Source organism: Clostridium guangxiense, from assembly GCF_021043395.1.
In the GTDB taxonomy this organism is placed as follows: Bacteria; Bacillota; Clostridia; order Clostridiales; family Clostridiaceae; genus Clostridium_S; species Clostridium_S guangxiense.
On record NZ_JAJNKE010000002.1, the window covers coordinates 70,847 to 87,679 of the forward strand.

Annotated in this window: 13 protein-coding genes and 2 riboswitches; of the genes, 8 read left to right on the top strand and 5 right to left on the bottom strand. The window is 28.9% G+C overall.

What is annotated here, in order from left to right; genetic code table 11:
- The first annotated feature begins 40 nt into the window (after nucleotides 1–40).
- The 3 genes from LQK79_RS02250 to LQK79_RS02260 all read left to right on the top strand — a co-directional run bounded on the left by LQK79_RS02250 (nucleotide 41) and on the right by LQK79_RS02260 (nucleotide 3,761).
- Entirely contained in the window at nucleotides 41–1,843 is a 1,803-nt protein-coding gene (locus LQK79_RS02250) for a MutS family DNA mismatch repair protein (protein WP_407928498.1), read from the top strand.
- 187 nt (nucleotides 1,844–2,030) lie between these two features.
- Nucleotides 2,031–2,738: a DUF975 family protein gene (locus LQK79_RS02255; protein WP_053241145.1), complete on the top strand. Its 708-nt coding sequence runs from the start codon at nucleotides 2,031–2,033 to the stop codon at nucleotides 2,736–2,738.
- Nucleotides 2,739–2,909: 171 nt separating this feature from the next.
- Nucleotides 2,910–3,110, top strand: a riboswitch (SAM riboswitch).
- A 78-nt stretch (nucleotides 3,111–3,188) separates the two neighbouring features.
- Nucleotides 3,189–3,761 (top strand): class I SAM-dependent methyltransferase, encoded by a 573-nt coding sequence (locus LQK79_RS02260; protein WP_231015360.1) that lies wholly within the window; start codon nucleotides 3,189–3,191, stop codon nucleotides 3,759–3,761.
- 68 nt (nucleotides 3,762–3,829) lie between these two features.
- Here LQK79_RS02260 and LQK79_RS02265 read toward each other — a convergent pair whose 3' ends face one another.
- The 4 genes from LQK79_RS02265 to LQK79_RS02280 form a co-directional block, all read right to left on the bottom strand.
- Nucleotides 3,830–4,324, bottom strand: coding sequence for a PTS sugar transporter subunit IIA (locus LQK79_RS02265; RefSeq protein WP_231015362.1), 495 nt, complete (start codon nucleotides 4,322–4,324; stop codon nucleotides 3,830–3,832).
- A 28-nt stretch (nucleotides 4,325–4,352) separates the two neighbouring features.
- On the bottom strand, nucleotides 4,353–5,126 hold the full coding sequence (locus tag LQK79_RS02270) for a MurR/RpiR family transcriptional regulator (protein WP_231015363.1): 774 nt from the start codon (nucleotides 5,124–5,126) through the stop codon (nucleotides 4,353–4,355).
- Between the two features lie 121 nt (nucleotides 5,127–5,247).
- Nucleotides 5,248–6,573: a 6-phospho-alpha-glucosidase gene (locus LQK79_RS02275; RefSeq protein WP_231015365.1), complete on the bottom strand. Its 1,326-nt coding sequence runs from the start codon at nucleotides 6,571–6,573 to the stop codon at nucleotides 5,248–5,250.
- Between the two features lie 89 nt (nucleotides 6,574–6,662).
- The gene (locus LQK79_RS02280) at nucleotides 6,663–8,240 is read right to left on the bottom strand and encodes a PTS transporter subunit EIIC (RefSeq protein ID WP_231015366.1); all 1,578 of its coding nucleotides are present in this window, start codon (nucleotides 8,238–8,240) and stop codon (nucleotides 6,663–6,665) included.
- A gap of 444 nt (nucleotides 8,241–8,684) precedes the next feature.
- Between LQK79_RS02280 and LQK79_RS02285 the strand changes: the two genes are divergently transcribed.
- Entirely contained in the window at nucleotides 8,685–8,942 is a 258-nt protein-coding gene (locus LQK79_RS02285; protein WP_407928499.1) for an ATP-binding cassette domain-containing protein, read from the top strand.
- A gap of 46 nt (nucleotides 8,943–8,988) precedes the next feature.
- Nucleotides 8,989–9,147, top strand: a complete 159-nt coding sequence (locus LQK79_RS21150) for an FtsX-like permease family protein (RefSeq protein ID WP_407928505.1) — start codon at nucleotides 8,989–8,991, stop codon at nucleotides 9,145–9,147.
- A 327-nt stretch (nucleotides 9,148–9,474) separates the two neighbouring features.
- On the opposite strand, the gene LQK79_RS02290 is transcribed toward LQK79_RS21150, so the two are convergent.
- Complete coding sequence (locus tag LQK79_RS02290) at nucleotides 9,475–10,461, bottom strand: HD-GYP domain-containing protein (protein ID WP_084756853.1); 987 nt, start codon at nucleotides 10,459–10,461, stop codon at nucleotides 9,475–9,477.
- Between the two features lie 429 nt (nucleotides 10,462–10,890).
- Nucleotides 10,891–10,975, bottom strand: a riboswitch (cyclic di-GMP riboswitch).
- A gap of 174 nt (nucleotides 10,976–11,149) precedes the next feature.
- Here LQK79_RS02290 and LQK79_RS02295 point away from each other — a divergent pair.
- The 3 genes from LQK79_RS02295 (at nucleotide 11,150) to LQK79_RS02305 (ending at nucleotide 16,799) form a co-directional block, all read left to right on the top strand.
- On the top strand, nucleotides 11,150–14,284 hold the full coding sequence (locus LQK79_RS02295) for an alpha-mannosidase (RefSeq protein WP_231015368.1): 3,135 nt from the start codon (nucleotides 11,150–11,152) through the stop codon (nucleotides 14,282–14,284).
- A gap of 609 nt (nucleotides 14,285–14,893) precedes the next feature.
- The gene (gene tyrS, locus LQK79_RS02300; RefSeq protein ID WP_053241151.1) at nucleotides 14,894–16,084 is read left to right on the top strand and encodes a tyrosine--tRNA ligase; all 1,191 of its coding nucleotides are present in this window, start codon (nucleotides 14,894–14,896) and stop codon (nucleotides 16,082–16,084) included.
- Nucleotides 16,085–16,211: 127 nt separating this feature from the next.
- Nucleotides 16,212–16,799, top strand: a complete 588-nt coding sequence (locus tag LQK79_RS02305; RefSeq protein ID WP_231015494.1) for a type II toxin-antitoxin system PemK/MazF family toxin — start codon at nucleotides 16,212–16,214, stop codon at nucleotides 16,797–16,799.
- Nucleotides 16,800–16,833 lie beyond the last annotated feature (34 nt).

Consider the following 16,833-nt stretch of genomic DNA (forward strand, 5'->3'; position numbering starts at 1 on the left):
GTTCTATATAATTATGAGGAGCAGAAAGGACAATATTTTTATGGAAATGAAAGATGAATTTTTAAAACGTATAGATCATTTTAAGAGCGAGGAAGCTAAGAATAAAAAAAGTTATGGATTAATAAGTTTACTTAGATTTGCAGCTTTTATACTTGCAGCATGCTTTACATACCTTGTCATAAAAAGTCTATCTATATTTATGATTTTCGGAACAGTACTATCTTACATATTATTTATATATTTATTAAGTATTCACAGTAAAATATCTTATAATCTTTTAAGAATAAAAAACATGATAGAGGTTAATGAAAAGTACTTAAAAAGGCTTGATGGTACATGGACTTCATTTGAGGACTGTGGCATTGACAAGGTCGATGAGGAAAAACCATATCTTACTGACCTTGATATACTAGGTGAAAAGTCTCTTTTTCAGCTTATAAATACTACAAAAACCTTCTTTGGTAGAGAAAAATTAATAGCAATCTTGAAAAATCCTGATAAGGATATTAATAAAATAAAAGAAAGACAGGAAGCTGTAAGAGAGCTTGGAGAAAAACTTGATTTTACCCAAAAAATTGAAGGCGAAGGTATTATAAATAAAAACACAGTTGAGAATCCAACGCAGCTATTAGATTATGTTGAAAATTTAAAAAGGGCTTTTTCTAGCCCTATAGCTAAAATAATATCATGGGTGGTTCCAGTTATAACAATAATAACGTCTATTATTATTGTTTATTATAAATTAGATAGATATTATGGTTATATAGGATTGTTTTTTACAATTCATCTTCTCATAAATGGAATTGGATATGCTAAGATATCTCCAGTATTAGGACCGATATATAAAAGAAAAAACGATTTAGAATCCTATTTTAATATTTTGAAGCTAATAGAAAATGAGGAATTTAAAAGCTCATATTTAAAGGAGCTCAAAGAAAAACTCATATTTGATGGAAAAAGTGCTAATACAATTCTTAAAGAGCTTACCTCTATAGTTGAAAGAATTGAATACACAAGCAATATAATTGGATATGTAATATTGAGCGTTATATTTTTTTGGGATTACCATAGACTTTTTGAATTTGAAAATTGGAAATCTAAATATGGAAAATACATAAGAGAGTGGCTTGATGTAATAGGAGAGTTTGAGAGTTTATCTAGTCTTTCTGCTGTGTTTCATTTAAATTCAAAGCTTACATTCCCAGAATTCTCAAAGGAACAGCTAGTGTTTTCTGGAAAAGAAATTGGGCATCCATTAATCGATGAAAAAACTAGGATATATAATGATGTTGATATGACAGATAGTATTTTTATAATTACTGGTTCAAATATGTCTGGAAAAACTACTTTTTTAAGAACAGTTGGAATTAATCTTGTTCTTGCATATGCAGGAGCACCGGTATGTGGCAAAAAGCTTACTTGCTCTGTTGTTGATATATATACCTCTATGAGAATAACTGATGATTTAAACAGGGGAATGTCTACTTTTTATGTTGAACTTATTAGAATGAAAAAGATGATAGAAAATATAAAAACAAAGCATCCAATGATTTTCTTAATAGATGAGATATTCCGTGGTACTAATTCGAATGACAGGATAGTAGGGGCAAAAAGTGTTCTTAAAAGTCTCAATGAAAAATGGGTATTTGGACTTATTTCTACTCATGACTTTGAATTATGCAATCTTGAGTATGATGATAAAAACAGAATTAAAAATTACCATTTCTCAGAAAGCTATGAGGGAAATAAAATAAAGTTTGATTATAAACTTAAAAAAGGACGTTCAGATACCACTAATGCTAAATATCTTATGAAAATGATTGGAATAGATATTATAGAGTAACATTATCATTTTCAGATATAATAAAATTTGCAAAAATCAATAGTGTTTTGAAAGATTAAAAATTTAGATCTATCTTTTAATGGTAGGTCTTTTTTTATGGAAATTAATTATAAAAAGCATTATGTAAAGAAAATTCTAGTATACATATAAGGTGATATTATATAAATTATTTATCTAGGAGGATTTTATGTATAAAGAAAGAATATCAGTATTCAAAGTTCTTTCAAATGTTATTTCTATCGGAGCAGGTAATATAGCGAAGTTTGTTTTGGCTATGCTTATACCATCCTTAGTATTTTTCATTATATGCCTTTTTTCGGGATTAATAACTGGCAGTGTAACTATACTATCTGGATTTTCTATAGGTGAAGTTTTACTTTGCATAATTGTATATTTGGTAATGATTTTTGCAATTTGTATACCGCTGAGTGTGGGAACTTATTATATAGCAAGAAATTATCAAGATACACATGAGATTGTATTTTCAGATATACTTGTTTGTTTTAAGAAGAATATGGTATTAAAATCAATAGGATTAAGCTTACTTATGACAATAATACTGATTGTAGGTTATATATTGCTTGTAATTCCAGGTGTAATACTTACTTATATGTTTATATTTGCATTTATCGTTATGATTGATAATCCTAAACTTGGAATTTTAGAAGTTATTAGCTTAAGTGCAAAGCTTTCTAAAGGATATAAGCTTAAAATTTTTGGATACAATATACTTTTAGGGATTATACCTGCACTTGTATATGTTTTGCTTAGAGGGAGTATAGTGGGAATTTTAATATATTTTATAATTTGTTTAGTTATATCAGCTTTCAATTTATTAGGTTTAGGCTTCTTTTATATGGATAGTTTAGACTGGTTGCAAAATCAGGTGAAGTAATATTTTGAAACACCATTACTTTACTTGGAACATATAGTTATACAGTATGTATTTTATTTAAATCACTTCTTCAATAATATTATTTCTTTTAAATATAGAGCAGTGCCAATCCTTGACATTGAGTATATTTAGCTATATAATTTAACTAAACATATAAGAATACTATAAATTATCTTATCAAGAGTGGTGGAGGGACTGGCCCTGTGAAACCCGACAACCGGCATTAAAGAGAAATTATTGTGAAACTTAAATTATACATTATAAAAGGATGGAATTGGTAGAGATTTTTATGATGTATAAGTTAATAGTTGAATTAGTTTCACTATTGTATGCACGGTGTTAATTCCTGCAAAGTAATTTGGAAGATAAGAAAATGGTGATAAAAGTCTGTTATAAAAGCTGTTTTCTTTTAAAAGGAAAACGGCTTTTATTTTTGGAGAGGTGAATAATTTGAACGGAAAAGATAGGATAGATATTGTAAAAAAACAAAAATTAATTTTGAAAAAGGATATAGAAGGAGAAAAAATTTTAGATATTGGCGGCGGCGGTGAAGGTGTAATTGGCGGTTTATATGGAAAAAGAGTAACAGCCATAGATAAAAGGCAAGATGAACTTGATGCTGCAGCAGAAGGACCGGTGAAAATGATTATGGATGCTTCAGATCTAAAATTTGAGGATAAATGTTTTGATGTGGCAACATCATTTTTTACAATGATGTTTATTGATAAAGATGAACATAAAAAGGTATTTAATGAAATATACAGAGTGATAAAAAGCGGTTCGAGTTTTGTATTGTGGGATGCGGTTATTCCAAAGGATGATGATGGTAAAAAGGATATATTTATCATAGAACTTGAGATAGATACACCTAATGGTCTAATTGAGACATCATATGGTGTGATGAAAAAAAATAATGAGCAGGATTTAAAGTATTTTAAAAGACTAGGAAAAAAAGCTGGTTTTAAAATTGAAAGTGAAGAACAGTATGATAAGATATTCAAAATCGTATTTAAAAAATCATAGTAAAAAAAATTAAGGAAGCCTAAATAAAAGATTTTAACACCTATATTGTTGTTAAAATCTTTTATAAATTATTTTATAAATACAGCATTTGTGTCTTTACAATTTACATTTTGTTTATTATATGTAAAATTTCTCTCTTTTAAATCTAAAAATATTATAGGAACAACTAAAGATTTTACTTTATCTTTTATTGAGGCTATATCAACGCTTAATATAAGATCTCCGGCCTTAACTCTATCTTCACTTGAGACGTGAGCGGTGAAACCTTCACCTTTTAAGTTAACTGTATCAAGTCCAAAATGAATTAATACTTCTATACCATCACTATTTTTAATTGTAATTGCGTGTTTAGTTGGAAAGATGCTTGTCACTATACCATCGAAAGGAGAAAATACATTTCCATCTGAAGGTATTATTGCAAAACCATCACCCATCATGCGTTGAGAGAAGACGTCATCATCTACAGTATCTAAACTTATTATTTCACCAGATACTGGTACTAAAAATTTGGTGATTTTTTCATTTTTTTTGTTTGTTATTATATTTTTTAATTTGCTGAACATTTTAATCCCTCCTGATTTTTAACCTAAATTATTTCTGATTTTTAGGATTTGTTTTAGCTTTTTTTAAATATTGACTAAATATAACTTCAAATAACATAAGTACATTAGGATAAAAAGAATTTGGTATTTTATTTCTATCATCCATAACGTGCTTATCATATATTTTAAAATTAATAAAGGATAAGCTTGCTAAAGTATTATTTGTTTGATTTGTAAAAGATACTATTTTAATGTTGTTTTTTTTGGCAAGTTTTGCAGCGTTTATAATAAAATCAGTTTCTCCGGATTTTGAAACTACAATTAATAATTTAGCATTTTGTGCATTTACATCGTAATTTTCGTATGCATCACTTAAAATACATCGGAAACCAGATATAAGTAATTTTTTATTTATGTATTCTATTATTGGTATAGAAAATCCTTGACCACAGGTATACATTATTTCATGCTTATTTTTTTCAAGTAAGTTTACAAATTTGTTTATATTGTCGATGTCTATTAGTGATAGCAATTCATTTACATTTATGCCGAAGTATTCGTTGGTAACATCATTATTTTGCGGAATATTTTTAGCTTTTAGAGTGAAAAATAAATTGTAGTACATATCTAAGAATCCTGAATAACCTAATTTTTTAGACAAATTCATTATAGTTGAAGTGCTTGTATAATGTTTTTTGGCGATTCCCCTTACTCCAATTTTTTTAACAATTTGTATATTATTTATTATGTATATTAATATGTTTTCTTCTATTTTGGTAAGATGGTTTTTGTAAACTATTTTACTTATATCAATTTTAGCCATGATTCAATTCACCTCTTATATAAAGTATATTAAATAATTTTTTTTTATACAAGAGTGTTGAAAATAAGGAACTGCCATGTGGATAATTACTATATTGGGACAGCTCCTTATTATTATTTTATTATTTTAATTCTGGCCAGTAATCTTTATTTGCCTCGATTAAATCATCTAATATTTTTTTTGCAACGGTTGCATTTGGAACAATTTTTGAAAGTGTAAGTGCTTGCCATAATTTTAAATAAGAGCCTTCAATCCAAGCATCTACAACTAATTTTTCAACAGATACCTGTTCTTCCATGAGTCCTTTTTGGAATTGAGGTATTTTGCCAACAGAAAGAGGTTCAGGACCAGTACTTCCGACTAAACAAGGTATTTCAACCATTGCTGTGCTATCAAAATTTACTATTGCGCCATTGTTTGGAACTATAAGAAGCATTCTTTCTTTTGTATTAAAAGCTATTGCAGTTGCAAGATCAACGATGAATGAAGCATGGTCTTCAACTTCAAGTTTTGAATTTTTAAAAGTTCCTTCTTTAACTATTTTTCTACATTCACTAAATACGAATTTTTCTCTACCATCCATTACTTCATTAGCTCTTGTGTAGTTTTTATTTGAATGTTCTACAACAAAATCAGGATATAAATAGTATTTTAAATAAGTATTTGGGATTGTTTCTGGATCAAGAGCATATACATCTTTTGCTTTCTCATAAGTTTCAAGCCAACTAGCTTCATCACTTTTACGTTCTTCCTTATTTACAACATATCCATATTTTGAAATATGTTCTTTAAGTTTAGGCATTAAATCGTTACCAGATTTGTCCCTTACATCTGTCCACCAACCAAAATGGTTTAAGCCATAGTAGCGAACATAAAGATCTTTAAGGCTTTTTAGTCCTACTATTTGAGCCATACGATTTTCTAGTCCAACTGGCATATCACAAATATTTAGTATCTTTGAATTAGGTCTTAATCTTCTAGTTGCTTCTGCTACTATTGCAGCTGGATTTGAGTAGTTAAGCATCCAAGCATTTTGAGAGTATTTTTCCATATAATCAAGTATTTCTATAACTCCGCCGATAGATCTCATTCCATAAGCAATTCCTCCGGGTCCACAAGTTTCTTGTCCAACTACGTCATATTTAAGCGGTATCTTTTCGTCAAGTTCACGCATAGCATATTTTCCAACTCTTATATGTGCCATTACAAAGTCTATATCAGTAAAGGCTTCTTCAGGGTCTGTAGTAGCCTTGAATTCAATTTCAGGAGCTTTTTCTTTTAGAATTATTTTGCAAGCTTCTGCTACAATATCCTGTCTCTCTTTATCGTTATCGTATAATTTCAGCTTCCTTATTGGAAATCTTTCTGAATTATCGAGAAGCATTAAGACTATTCCAGCGGTAAATGTACTTCCTCCGCCAGCTATTGTTACTGAAAATTTTTTCATAGTATTTCCCTCTTTCTATCTTATTTTTATATATAACAGTTCTAAAAATAAAATTTTATATAATTAAAACTGAATACTGACTGAAATTTTTAGTTATTATCAAGGTATTTGTCTACCTTATTTCTTATATTACTTACTTTAGGACCATATATTACTTGAATGTTATTACCATTTTTTATTACTCCAGAAGCACCTGTGCTTTTCAATGTAGTTTCATTTATAATACTTGGGTCTTTGACATCTACTCTAAGTCTTGAAAAACAATTGTTAACAGTTTCTATGTTAGTTTTACCACCTAATGCTTCAACAATTGTAAAGGCTATGTCGTCACCTTTTTCATTTGTGCTTTTAGTAGATTTATTTATTTTAGCTTTATAATCAGCCTTTGTGTGAAGTTTAACGTCTTCTGTAGCATCTTCTCGACCAGGAGTTTTTAGATTCATTTTCTTTATTAAGAAAGTAAAAAGAAAATAAAAAACAACGATTTCTATGAGACCTACAAGTATAAATACAGGATATCTCGTTTTAGATATTCCTGCTGGAAGATTATAAGCTAAAAAGTCTATCATTCCTCCAGCTGCATAGCATCTTGCTCCAAAGATTACTGCTACTGTTTGAAACAATCCATCAAATATAGAATATATCACCCATAAGATAGGAGCTACAAATAAAAATGTAAATTCAAGAGGCTCAGTAATTCCTACAAGAAAAGAAGTTGCAGCAGCAGGTATAAGTAGGGCTTTTACTTTTTGTTTATTTTGTGGTTTTGCAGTTTTGTAAAAGGCAAGTGATGCACCAATTAATCCAAACATTTTGACCATTCCATATTGAAGATATTTTGCAGATGGATCAAATAGTTTGGAAGATGAGTTACCTAATTCCGCTAAGAATATATTATAGGCACCATAGTATGTTTTGCCACCAATTGTTAAGGTGCCACCTATATTTGAGTAAGAAAATGGAGTCCATATTAGATGATGAAGTCCTGTTGGAATGAGGACTCTGTTGAGGAAACCATAAATAAATACTCCAATATAACCAGAAACATTAATAAAGTTTGTAAGACTGTTAATAGCAATTGCAATAACAGGCCAAATGTAACTTAAAATTATAGCGAGAACTAGAAGGATTGGTACTAGTACTATAAATACAAATCGTGTGTTGCCATAAAACGAAAATGCACCAGGAAATTCAGTGTTGCAAAATTTATTATGAATAATAGCTATTAGGATTCCTAAAATTATTCCTAAGAATACACCCATATCTATTACTTGAAAACCAAGTATGACGGTTTGACCAGTCCCATATAAGTCTGAAGTGGCTTTATATTTTACGAGCTTTCCTGTGAGTTTTAACCATTGATTATCTGCCCCAAGAAATACTAAAAAAGAAAGCAGTGATATTAATGCTGATTCAGCTTTTTTTTCTCTTGCAAGCCCCATTGTTATACCAACACAAAGAACTAAACTAAGATTGTTCATTATAGGCCATAAACCACTTGAAATAAAATTTCCTATGTTTATTAAGAAGTTAGTATGACCGACAATTGCAGGATTGCTTAAAATTGATGACAATGCAATTATTATACCAACGATTGGAAGAAAAAGTACTGGAACAATAATTGCTCGTGAAAATGTTTGCATGCCGTTTAATATTTTTTCTTTCATAATTATCCCTCTTTTATAAATATTATTTAACAGGTTTATATTTTTAATAATGCGTTTTAAAAAATTTTAGCAGCTGCTAGTAAATTTTGTTTACTCTTTACAGTTTTAATTTATCAAATATTTTATAAAAAAAAATACTTTTCGGACATTATGAAACTTGTTATGCTTAGTTGTAACATGTTTTAAACGTTTTCTATATTGAAATGTATTTTTTAAGCTATATTTTAAAATATAACTTTATATGGCATATACGAATTTTAAGAGGAAGTTTTTGAAATATTTTTTGTATTAGGCTAAATATAAAAACTTTTTATTACTTTTTGTAATGAACAATTTATGCTAGAGTAATAAAAAAGAATTATTATAATAATTGAAGTTATAATGATTGGAGTTGAAATGTTTATGTTTAAAATTTTTGAAGGAATACTTTAAGAGTATAGTCTTTTGCTGCCGCTTATTTGGACTATAGGAGGATATGAAAATGGAAATACAAGAGTAGAGGCTCTAAAAAATATAAATTTAACCGTAAATGAAGGAGAATTTGAAGTAGTTGTAGGACCAAGTGGTTCTGGCAAAAGTACTTTTCTTCATATTGTTGGAGGGGGTGAAAAAGCAGTGGACAAAAATTATCTTGAAGCAATAATGGATATTTTAGGTATAAAGGATAGAAGATTTAAGATCTTATTTTCAAAGTCCAAATGAACTTAGAAATAATTTTATAGTTAAGATTATAGTATTTTTAGTAAGCATAATAGTGGTATCTAGTGCTGCACTTATATATAATTCTTTTAATATATCAGTTATGGAGGGAATAAAACATTTTGGAATTTTGAGATCTATAGGTGAAACTCCAAAGCAAATAAAAAAGCTAATTATTAACATAGATTTATGGAGGATTTTTTTGTAAATAATACATAAATCTTAATCTTAAAATGCATAAATATTTAATTTAAAATGTCATAAAATAACTGGTACAAACTTAAATCGCAGTGCAATTTTCCGTAGGTACGTAGGAAAATGTTCCTTAAACTACCGTGTAATGAGAAGTAAAAGTATTGAAGAAATAGTTTAAATAAAATTTTATAAATCTTAGGTAGAAAACTTAAAAAAACCTTAGATGTTTCAATTGTTTAAGCATTTTTTTAGCGAGTTATTGAAACTTCTTAGGTTTTTAAAGTTTTTTATCTTAGATTTATTAATTTTATTCAATATTTTAAGATACTTTTACTTCGCATTATTCTATTAGTATTTTATCTATTGCTAAGCTATTTTCCGATAATAGATTTACAAAATATTTTTTGGATTTAATGACTACCTGTATAACTGGACGAAGAGGAAAACCCTTATTTTGCATAATTACTTTTCCTTCAATGCCATTTGTAAGTGAAACTCTAATGCCATTTGGATAACAATATATTGAAGCAGTAAAATCTTTATATATTGTAAAATCATATTTTTGGTTTGTATCAGCAGTTATTTTTTCAATAATTTCTAATGGAAAATATGCATTCTCTCCGTATGTTAAGTTTGCATATTCATCACATATTGATATAATCTTGCCAAATTCATATATTTTATCTTCTTCTAATCCTTCTGGATAACCTTTACCATCTACTCTTTCATGATGATGAAGTATACCAATTGCAGTTGTGGAGGGAAAGTCATTCGTCTTTTTTAATAGCTTGTACCCTGCATTCACATGCTCTTTACCTGGCTTGAATAATTTGCCAACATCATGAAGAAGTGCACTTATGCATAAGTTTAATAGCTTAGAACCGCTGTAATTTTTATTTATTCCAACCATTAATGTTAGTATAGCTACATCAATTGAATGAATCTCTAGATTTAAGCTATCATCTAATTTTCCTATGTTATTAAAAAGAAAGGCGTTCTCGGATAAATTTATGTTTTCAATTAATTCATTGGCGATGCTTTCAATTTCACTGTATTTAATTGCTGCTTCTTTTTTTGCAATTTTAAACTTTTCATTTAATTTTCTTATAATAGTTATTTTTTTAGATGGATCTATAACTTGCTGAAGTGTAAATTCATCGCTGCCATCTTCTACATAAACAGTATTTATGCCCATTTTTTGAATTTTTTTGATTGCAATTTCATTAAGTATTACGCCTTTATTCATGTATAGGATACCATTCGTATTATATAATGCTACAGCTAAAGTTTCTCCATCTAGTTTCTTATTTAGTACGACTAATTTCATAAAGTATTTCGTTATTTGAAAATATTAAAATATTTGTATATTCTAATAAAGTGATAACGACTTTCACCATCCTTTATTTTTATATTTTATTATTGAGTAAATAAGTTCAATGCAATTAGAGGTGTAAGCGCTTATAGTTGCCATATTTGTAGAGATAGAATTATATTTTTATTGTTATAAAAATAAGAAGATGAAGTTGGCGTGTTAAACATGAAATGACTCCCTAGAATACCTGCGTTAATCATAATTAATGAAGCTTTTGTATAAATATAATTATATATTTATTTTACATAAAATTACTTTTATTAGTTTAAATCTATTTTTAAATTCTCAATAAAAATTCTCACATAAATTATTAATTTACCAACATATTTTTAATAAAATAAAAATTCTACATAAAATTTTAATCTTCTTTTAAAAGATTAACTTTATGGCAACCTGACGATCATGGCATGATTGCTTTAGACTCATGGCTTTGCGCCGTCATCTTTCGATGATTTTGCCCATAATTAGCAAAAAATTATAAATATATATTAATAATAGCATTATTATTACAAAATGTCCATTTAAATTAAAAGCTATTTTATGATGTAGAAATAATTAAAAAAATAATATATAATAAAATTTAAGAAGTAAGTAAACGGTTAACATACCGTTGAAAACGATTTATAAAAAAGGGGATTTAGATATGAAGTATATTCTAGAAAGAGTACAGAAAACATGTGATGAATTAAAAGGTTATGTTTATTCACAAAAAATACCAATAACTAGTTATAAAATTCACGATGGTAATTTTCTTGGAATGAAGGAAATGGATAAAATCAAAGAAGGCTGGCGAGATTTTAAAACAGAAGATTTATGGGGAGGAAGGGATAAACATTCATGGTTCAAAACTAAAGTTGAAGTGCCAAAAGAATTTGCTGGCAAGACCATTGCATTAAATTTTTATACTTTTGAAGAGGGTTGGGATGCAGTAAATCCGCAATTTATAATCTATATAAATGGCAAACAAGTACAAGCATTGGATATTAATCATAGAGAGGTAATGATATCTCATAAGGTCCAAGGTGGTGAGATTTACAATATAGACTTACATGCTTATGGGGGTATGCTTAAGGATAAAAAGGCTACACTTAATGGCGAACTAGTTATTATAGACAGTAAAACAAGAGAATTATACTTTAATCTACAAGTTCCTGCATTGGTCTGCAAAAATTTAGATTCTCAAGACAAAAGAAGAATAGACATGCTTAATGTGTTAAATAGCGCAGTTAATATACTTGATTTTAGAAAAGTATTTTCGGAAGAGTACTATAGCAGTATTAATAAGGCAAATCAATATTTAAAAAGTGAGTTCTATGAAAAACTTTGTGGTGATAGTGATGTTACTGCTACTTGTGTAGGTCATACTCACATAGATGTTGCATGGATGTGGACAGTGGCACAAACAAGGGAAAAGGCTGGAAGAAGTTTTTCAACTGTTTTAAAGCTTATGGAGGAATATCCAGAGTATATTTTTATGTCTAGCCAGCCTCAGCTTTATAAGTTTGTGAAAGAAGATTATCCAGAAATATATTCTAAAATAAAGGAAAAGGTTAAAGAAGGGAAATGGGAACCAGAAGGTGCTATGTGGCTTGAAGCAGATTGTAATGTGACTTCAGGAGAATCTCTTGTGCGTCAAATATTATTTGGCAAGAGATTTTTTAAAGAAGAATTTGATGTCGAAAGTGAAGTACTGTGGCTTCCAGATGTATTTGGATACAGTGCAGCACTTCCGCAGATACTAAAAAAGTCTGATGTTAATTATTTTATGACAACTAAAATTTCTTGGAATCAATTTAATAAAATACCTTATGATACATTTATGTGGAAAGGTATAGATGGAACTGAAATTCTCACACACTTTGTAACAACTAAAGATATATCCGGTCCGTTAAGCGATCATTTTACGACATATAATGGGAATATACATCCGGAAGCTATTATGGGAGCGTGGGATAGATACCAGCAAAAGGATATAAATGATGATGTTCTTGTGTGCTTTGGCTATGGAGATGGTGGCGGTGGAGCCACATATGAGATGCTTGAAACTGCAAGAAGATTAAATAAAGGAATTCCAGGGTGTCCTAAGGTTAAAATGGGGACTTCGAAGGATTATTTTAAAAGAATTGAAAGTAAGGTTAAGGATAATAAAAGGCTTCCAAAATGGGTAGGCGAATTGTATCTTGAATATCATAGAGGAACATATACTTCAATGGCAAGAAATAAAAGAGATAATAGACTTAGTGAAAACATTTATATTACTGCTGAAAAGTTAAATTCTATGGCTGCATTTTTGAATAAAGATTATTGTAGTGAAAAATTAAATAAGGGTTGGGAAAACATACTTCTTAATCAATTTCATGATATATTACCTGGTTCATCCATAAAAGAGGTATATGAGGTTACAAATGAAGAATATAAAGACATAATAAGTTCTGGTAAGGAGGTTTTAAAAGATTCAGCTGAATTTATAGCATCAAGGATAGGATTAAATGAAAAATCAGTTGTGGTGTTTAATTCATTGTCTTTTACAAGAAGTGATATTTCTAAGTTTGAAGTTCCTCTTGATATAAAAAATCCAGCTGTTATTGATGAAAATGGACTGGAAATAGTTTGCCAGAGAATTCCACAAAATAAAGCTATTTTCTTTGCAGATAGTGTCCCTGCAAATGGATATAAAGCTTATTCTGTAGTAGAAGCATCAAAAGACAATGTATTACCTGAAATATTATCTAGTACTAGACTAGCAGAAAACAAATTCTTTAAGATTGTATTTGATGAAAATGGAGAAGTAAGCTCATTATATGACAAGAGAAATGAAAGAGAGGTTATAAAGGTAGGTTCATTAGGAAATGAACTTCAGGCATTTGAGGATAAGCCTATGAATTTTGATAACTGGGATATAGATATATACTATTCGGAAAAGATGTGGAAGGTCAATGATGTATCCAGTATAAGTATTGTAGAAAATGGATCTGTTAGAGCAGCTTTAGAAATAAAAAGAAAGTTTGTCGATTCAACTATAGTCCAAAAAATATATATTTATAGAGACATCGCAAGAATTGACTTTAATAGTTATGTTGATTGGAAGCAATCTCAAGTTCTTCTCAAAGCAGCATTTCCAGTTGATATTAATTCAAGTAAAGCTACTTATGAAATTCAATATGGAAATATAGAAAGACCAACGCACGAAAATACTTCCTGGGATATGGCTAGGTTTGAGGTTTGTGGACATAAATGGGCTGATTTATCAGAAGATGGTTTTGGCATAAGTTTGCTAAATGACAGCAAATATGGATATGATATAAAAGATGGTATTATGAGACTTACACTTATAAAGAGTGGGGTAGATCCCAATCCTGATGCAGATAAAGAAGAGCATTTTTTTACCTATTCACTTTATCCTCATAAAGGAGATTGGAGAGAAGGAAATACTGTCCAAATGGCATATATGCTTAATAATCCTCTTTATACTGTTTTAGAGGAAAAGCATGATGGGATTTTACAAAGAGAAATTTCTTTTGCAAAAATTGATAAAGATAATGTAATAATGGAAGTTATGAAAAAAGCAGAAGATAGTTCTCATGTAATAATAAGAGTATATGAGTGTTATAATAAAAGAAGTAATGTAACTATGGAATTCTTTAAGAATATAGAAAGCGTATGTGAGTGTAATTTAATGGAAAGATATTTGAATGATGTGGAATTTATAGGAAACAAAATTAGCTTTGCAATTAAGCCTTATGAGATAAAAAGCTTTAAAATCAAGTTTGACATTTAAGAGCATCTTTGGTAACATATAAAAAATAAATAATTAAAGGCTTTGAAGAGAAAGAGTAGGTTATCTAGGGTTTCTACAGAGAAATTCCGTTGTATATAATTCACAAATTCTAATGCAGTCTGCTTTTTAAGTTATCATAGGATTAAACAAATTTAGCATTGATAATTTAAAAGTTATAATGCAAGAAATTTAGCGTTATATCTTGGTGAGAGGAAAATGAAAACAGGATATTCTGAATACGTCTCTGAGCTTAACACTGAAAATATTAGGTGTCTACGGAAGCTTCAACCGTTAAAATGATAGAGTATAAACAAAGTGGGAATACTGCAAAACTTAAATTAGTTATGTTCCAAAATCTAAATATTCAAGAAATTTTGGGGTATATATAGTTTTTAGTTTAAAGCGGTTCTACTATTTATTGTTGTACTTGAAAAGAGATTAATATTGCGAAATATTAGTAAATTAAGGTGGTACCGCGGGAATATAACTCTCGTCCTTGTGAATTTTTCATGAGGACGGGAGTTTTTTATTCATAAAATTACCTGGAATTTTTAAATTAGATAAAAGTAATTTGGGTAGTTAAAAAAATATATAAAGGTGGTAATAAAAATGTTAAGTGTAAAAGATCAAATAAAAATTATAAATAAAGGAACTGTGGAAATAATAAACAAAGAAGAACTTGAAGAAAAACTAAAAAAATCTATTGAAGAAGGAAAACCTCTTACAGTAAAATTAGGACTTGATCCTACAGCACCAGATATACATCTTGGGCATGCAGTGGTACTAAGGAAGATAAAGCAAATGCAGGATTTAGGACACAGAGCTGTAATAATTATAGGTGATTTTACTGGAATGGTAGGAGATCCAACTGGAAAATCAAAAACAAGAAAGCAGCTTACAAGAGAAGAGGCAGTGGAAAATGCAAAAACTTATGAAAAGCAAGTTTTTAAGGTGCTAGATAGAGAGAAAACAGAACTTAGATTTAATAGTGAATGGTTATCAACATTGAGTTTTAAAGATGTAATAGAGTTGGCATCAAAATACAGTGTCACAAGGATGCTTGAGAGAGAAGATTTTAAAAAGCGTTTTAGTAATCATATAAGCATAGGCATCCACGAATTTTTCTATCCTTTAATGCAGGCATATGATTCTGTTGCAATTAAAGCTGACATTGAAATAGGAGGAACTGATCAAAAGTTTAATGTGCTTATGGGAAGAAATCTCCAAAGTGAATATGGTGAGGAAAAACAAATTGCACTTTTTATGCCGATTCTAGAGGGAATAGATGGGGTAGAAAAAATGAGCAAAAGCCTGGGAAATTATGTTGGAATAAATGAAGATGAAAATACAATGTATGAGAAAATAATGAAGATACCAGATAATTTAATAATAAAGTACTTTGAACTTGCCACAGATATACATCCAGATGAAATTGATAATATAAAAAATGATCTTAAAAGCAAAAATCCAAGGGATATAAAAATGAGACTTGCAAAAGAAATTGTAAAATTGTATCATGGAGAAAAAAATGCAGTTAAAGCAGAAGAACACTTTAAAACAATATTTCAAAATAATAGCGTACCTGAGGATATCAAAGAAATAAAAATTGACAAAGATGAAGATATAATATCCTGTATTGTTAAAGCAGCGTTTTCAAATTCCAAAAGTGATGCAAGAAGACTTATAAAACAAGGTGCAGTAAAGGTAAATGGAAATAAGGTATTTGACGTTAATTTATGTTTGAAACAGGACGATATATTGAAGGTTGGTAAATCAAAAATTGTTAAACTTATTAAATAGAATTGCAAAAAATATGAGATTCAAAGGATAGATTGTAAAAAAATTATAAAATTCTACTCTTATATGGTATAATAATCATATATTTATGCATACTTATTGGGGAGGGGGATAATGTGTGGGTAGTGTTATGATAAGGGATATGAATAGCGTTCAGTTAAAAAAATATATAAAAAACACTAAGGAATTAATAGAACAGCAATTAGCGGAATACGTAAAACTTAATAATGAAAAATTAATGGATAATGAGCAGATAAATAACTTGAGAAAAAGAGCCTATAACATTAAAGAAATTTTTGAATATGTAGATTGGGCTAACAGTAAAATGCAAATTAATGAGAATATAGCCGCAAGCATAAAAACAATACCAAAGCGCGGAGAAATTTGGACCTGTCAGTTGGGGAAGAATATAGGCTCGGAAGAAAATAAAGTAAGACCAGTAGTGATTATACAGAATAATACAGGAAATGAAAAAGGACCTACAACAATAATAGCCCCAATATCAAACAGAAGAAAAAAAATAGCAGCGCATATAGAAATACGGGAAAGTGATTACACGCTTGTAAAGGGAGAGGAAAATAAAATTACAGGTACTGTTTTATGTGAGCAGATAAAAGTTGTATCAAAGGCAAGGCTTGGAAGACATATTGCGACATTAAATGATGAATTTATCAATAAAATATTGAATTTAAAATTAAAGTTATCTATAGATGTTTAATTTGTTGGTTTAGGTCATATAATAGAAAATTTAT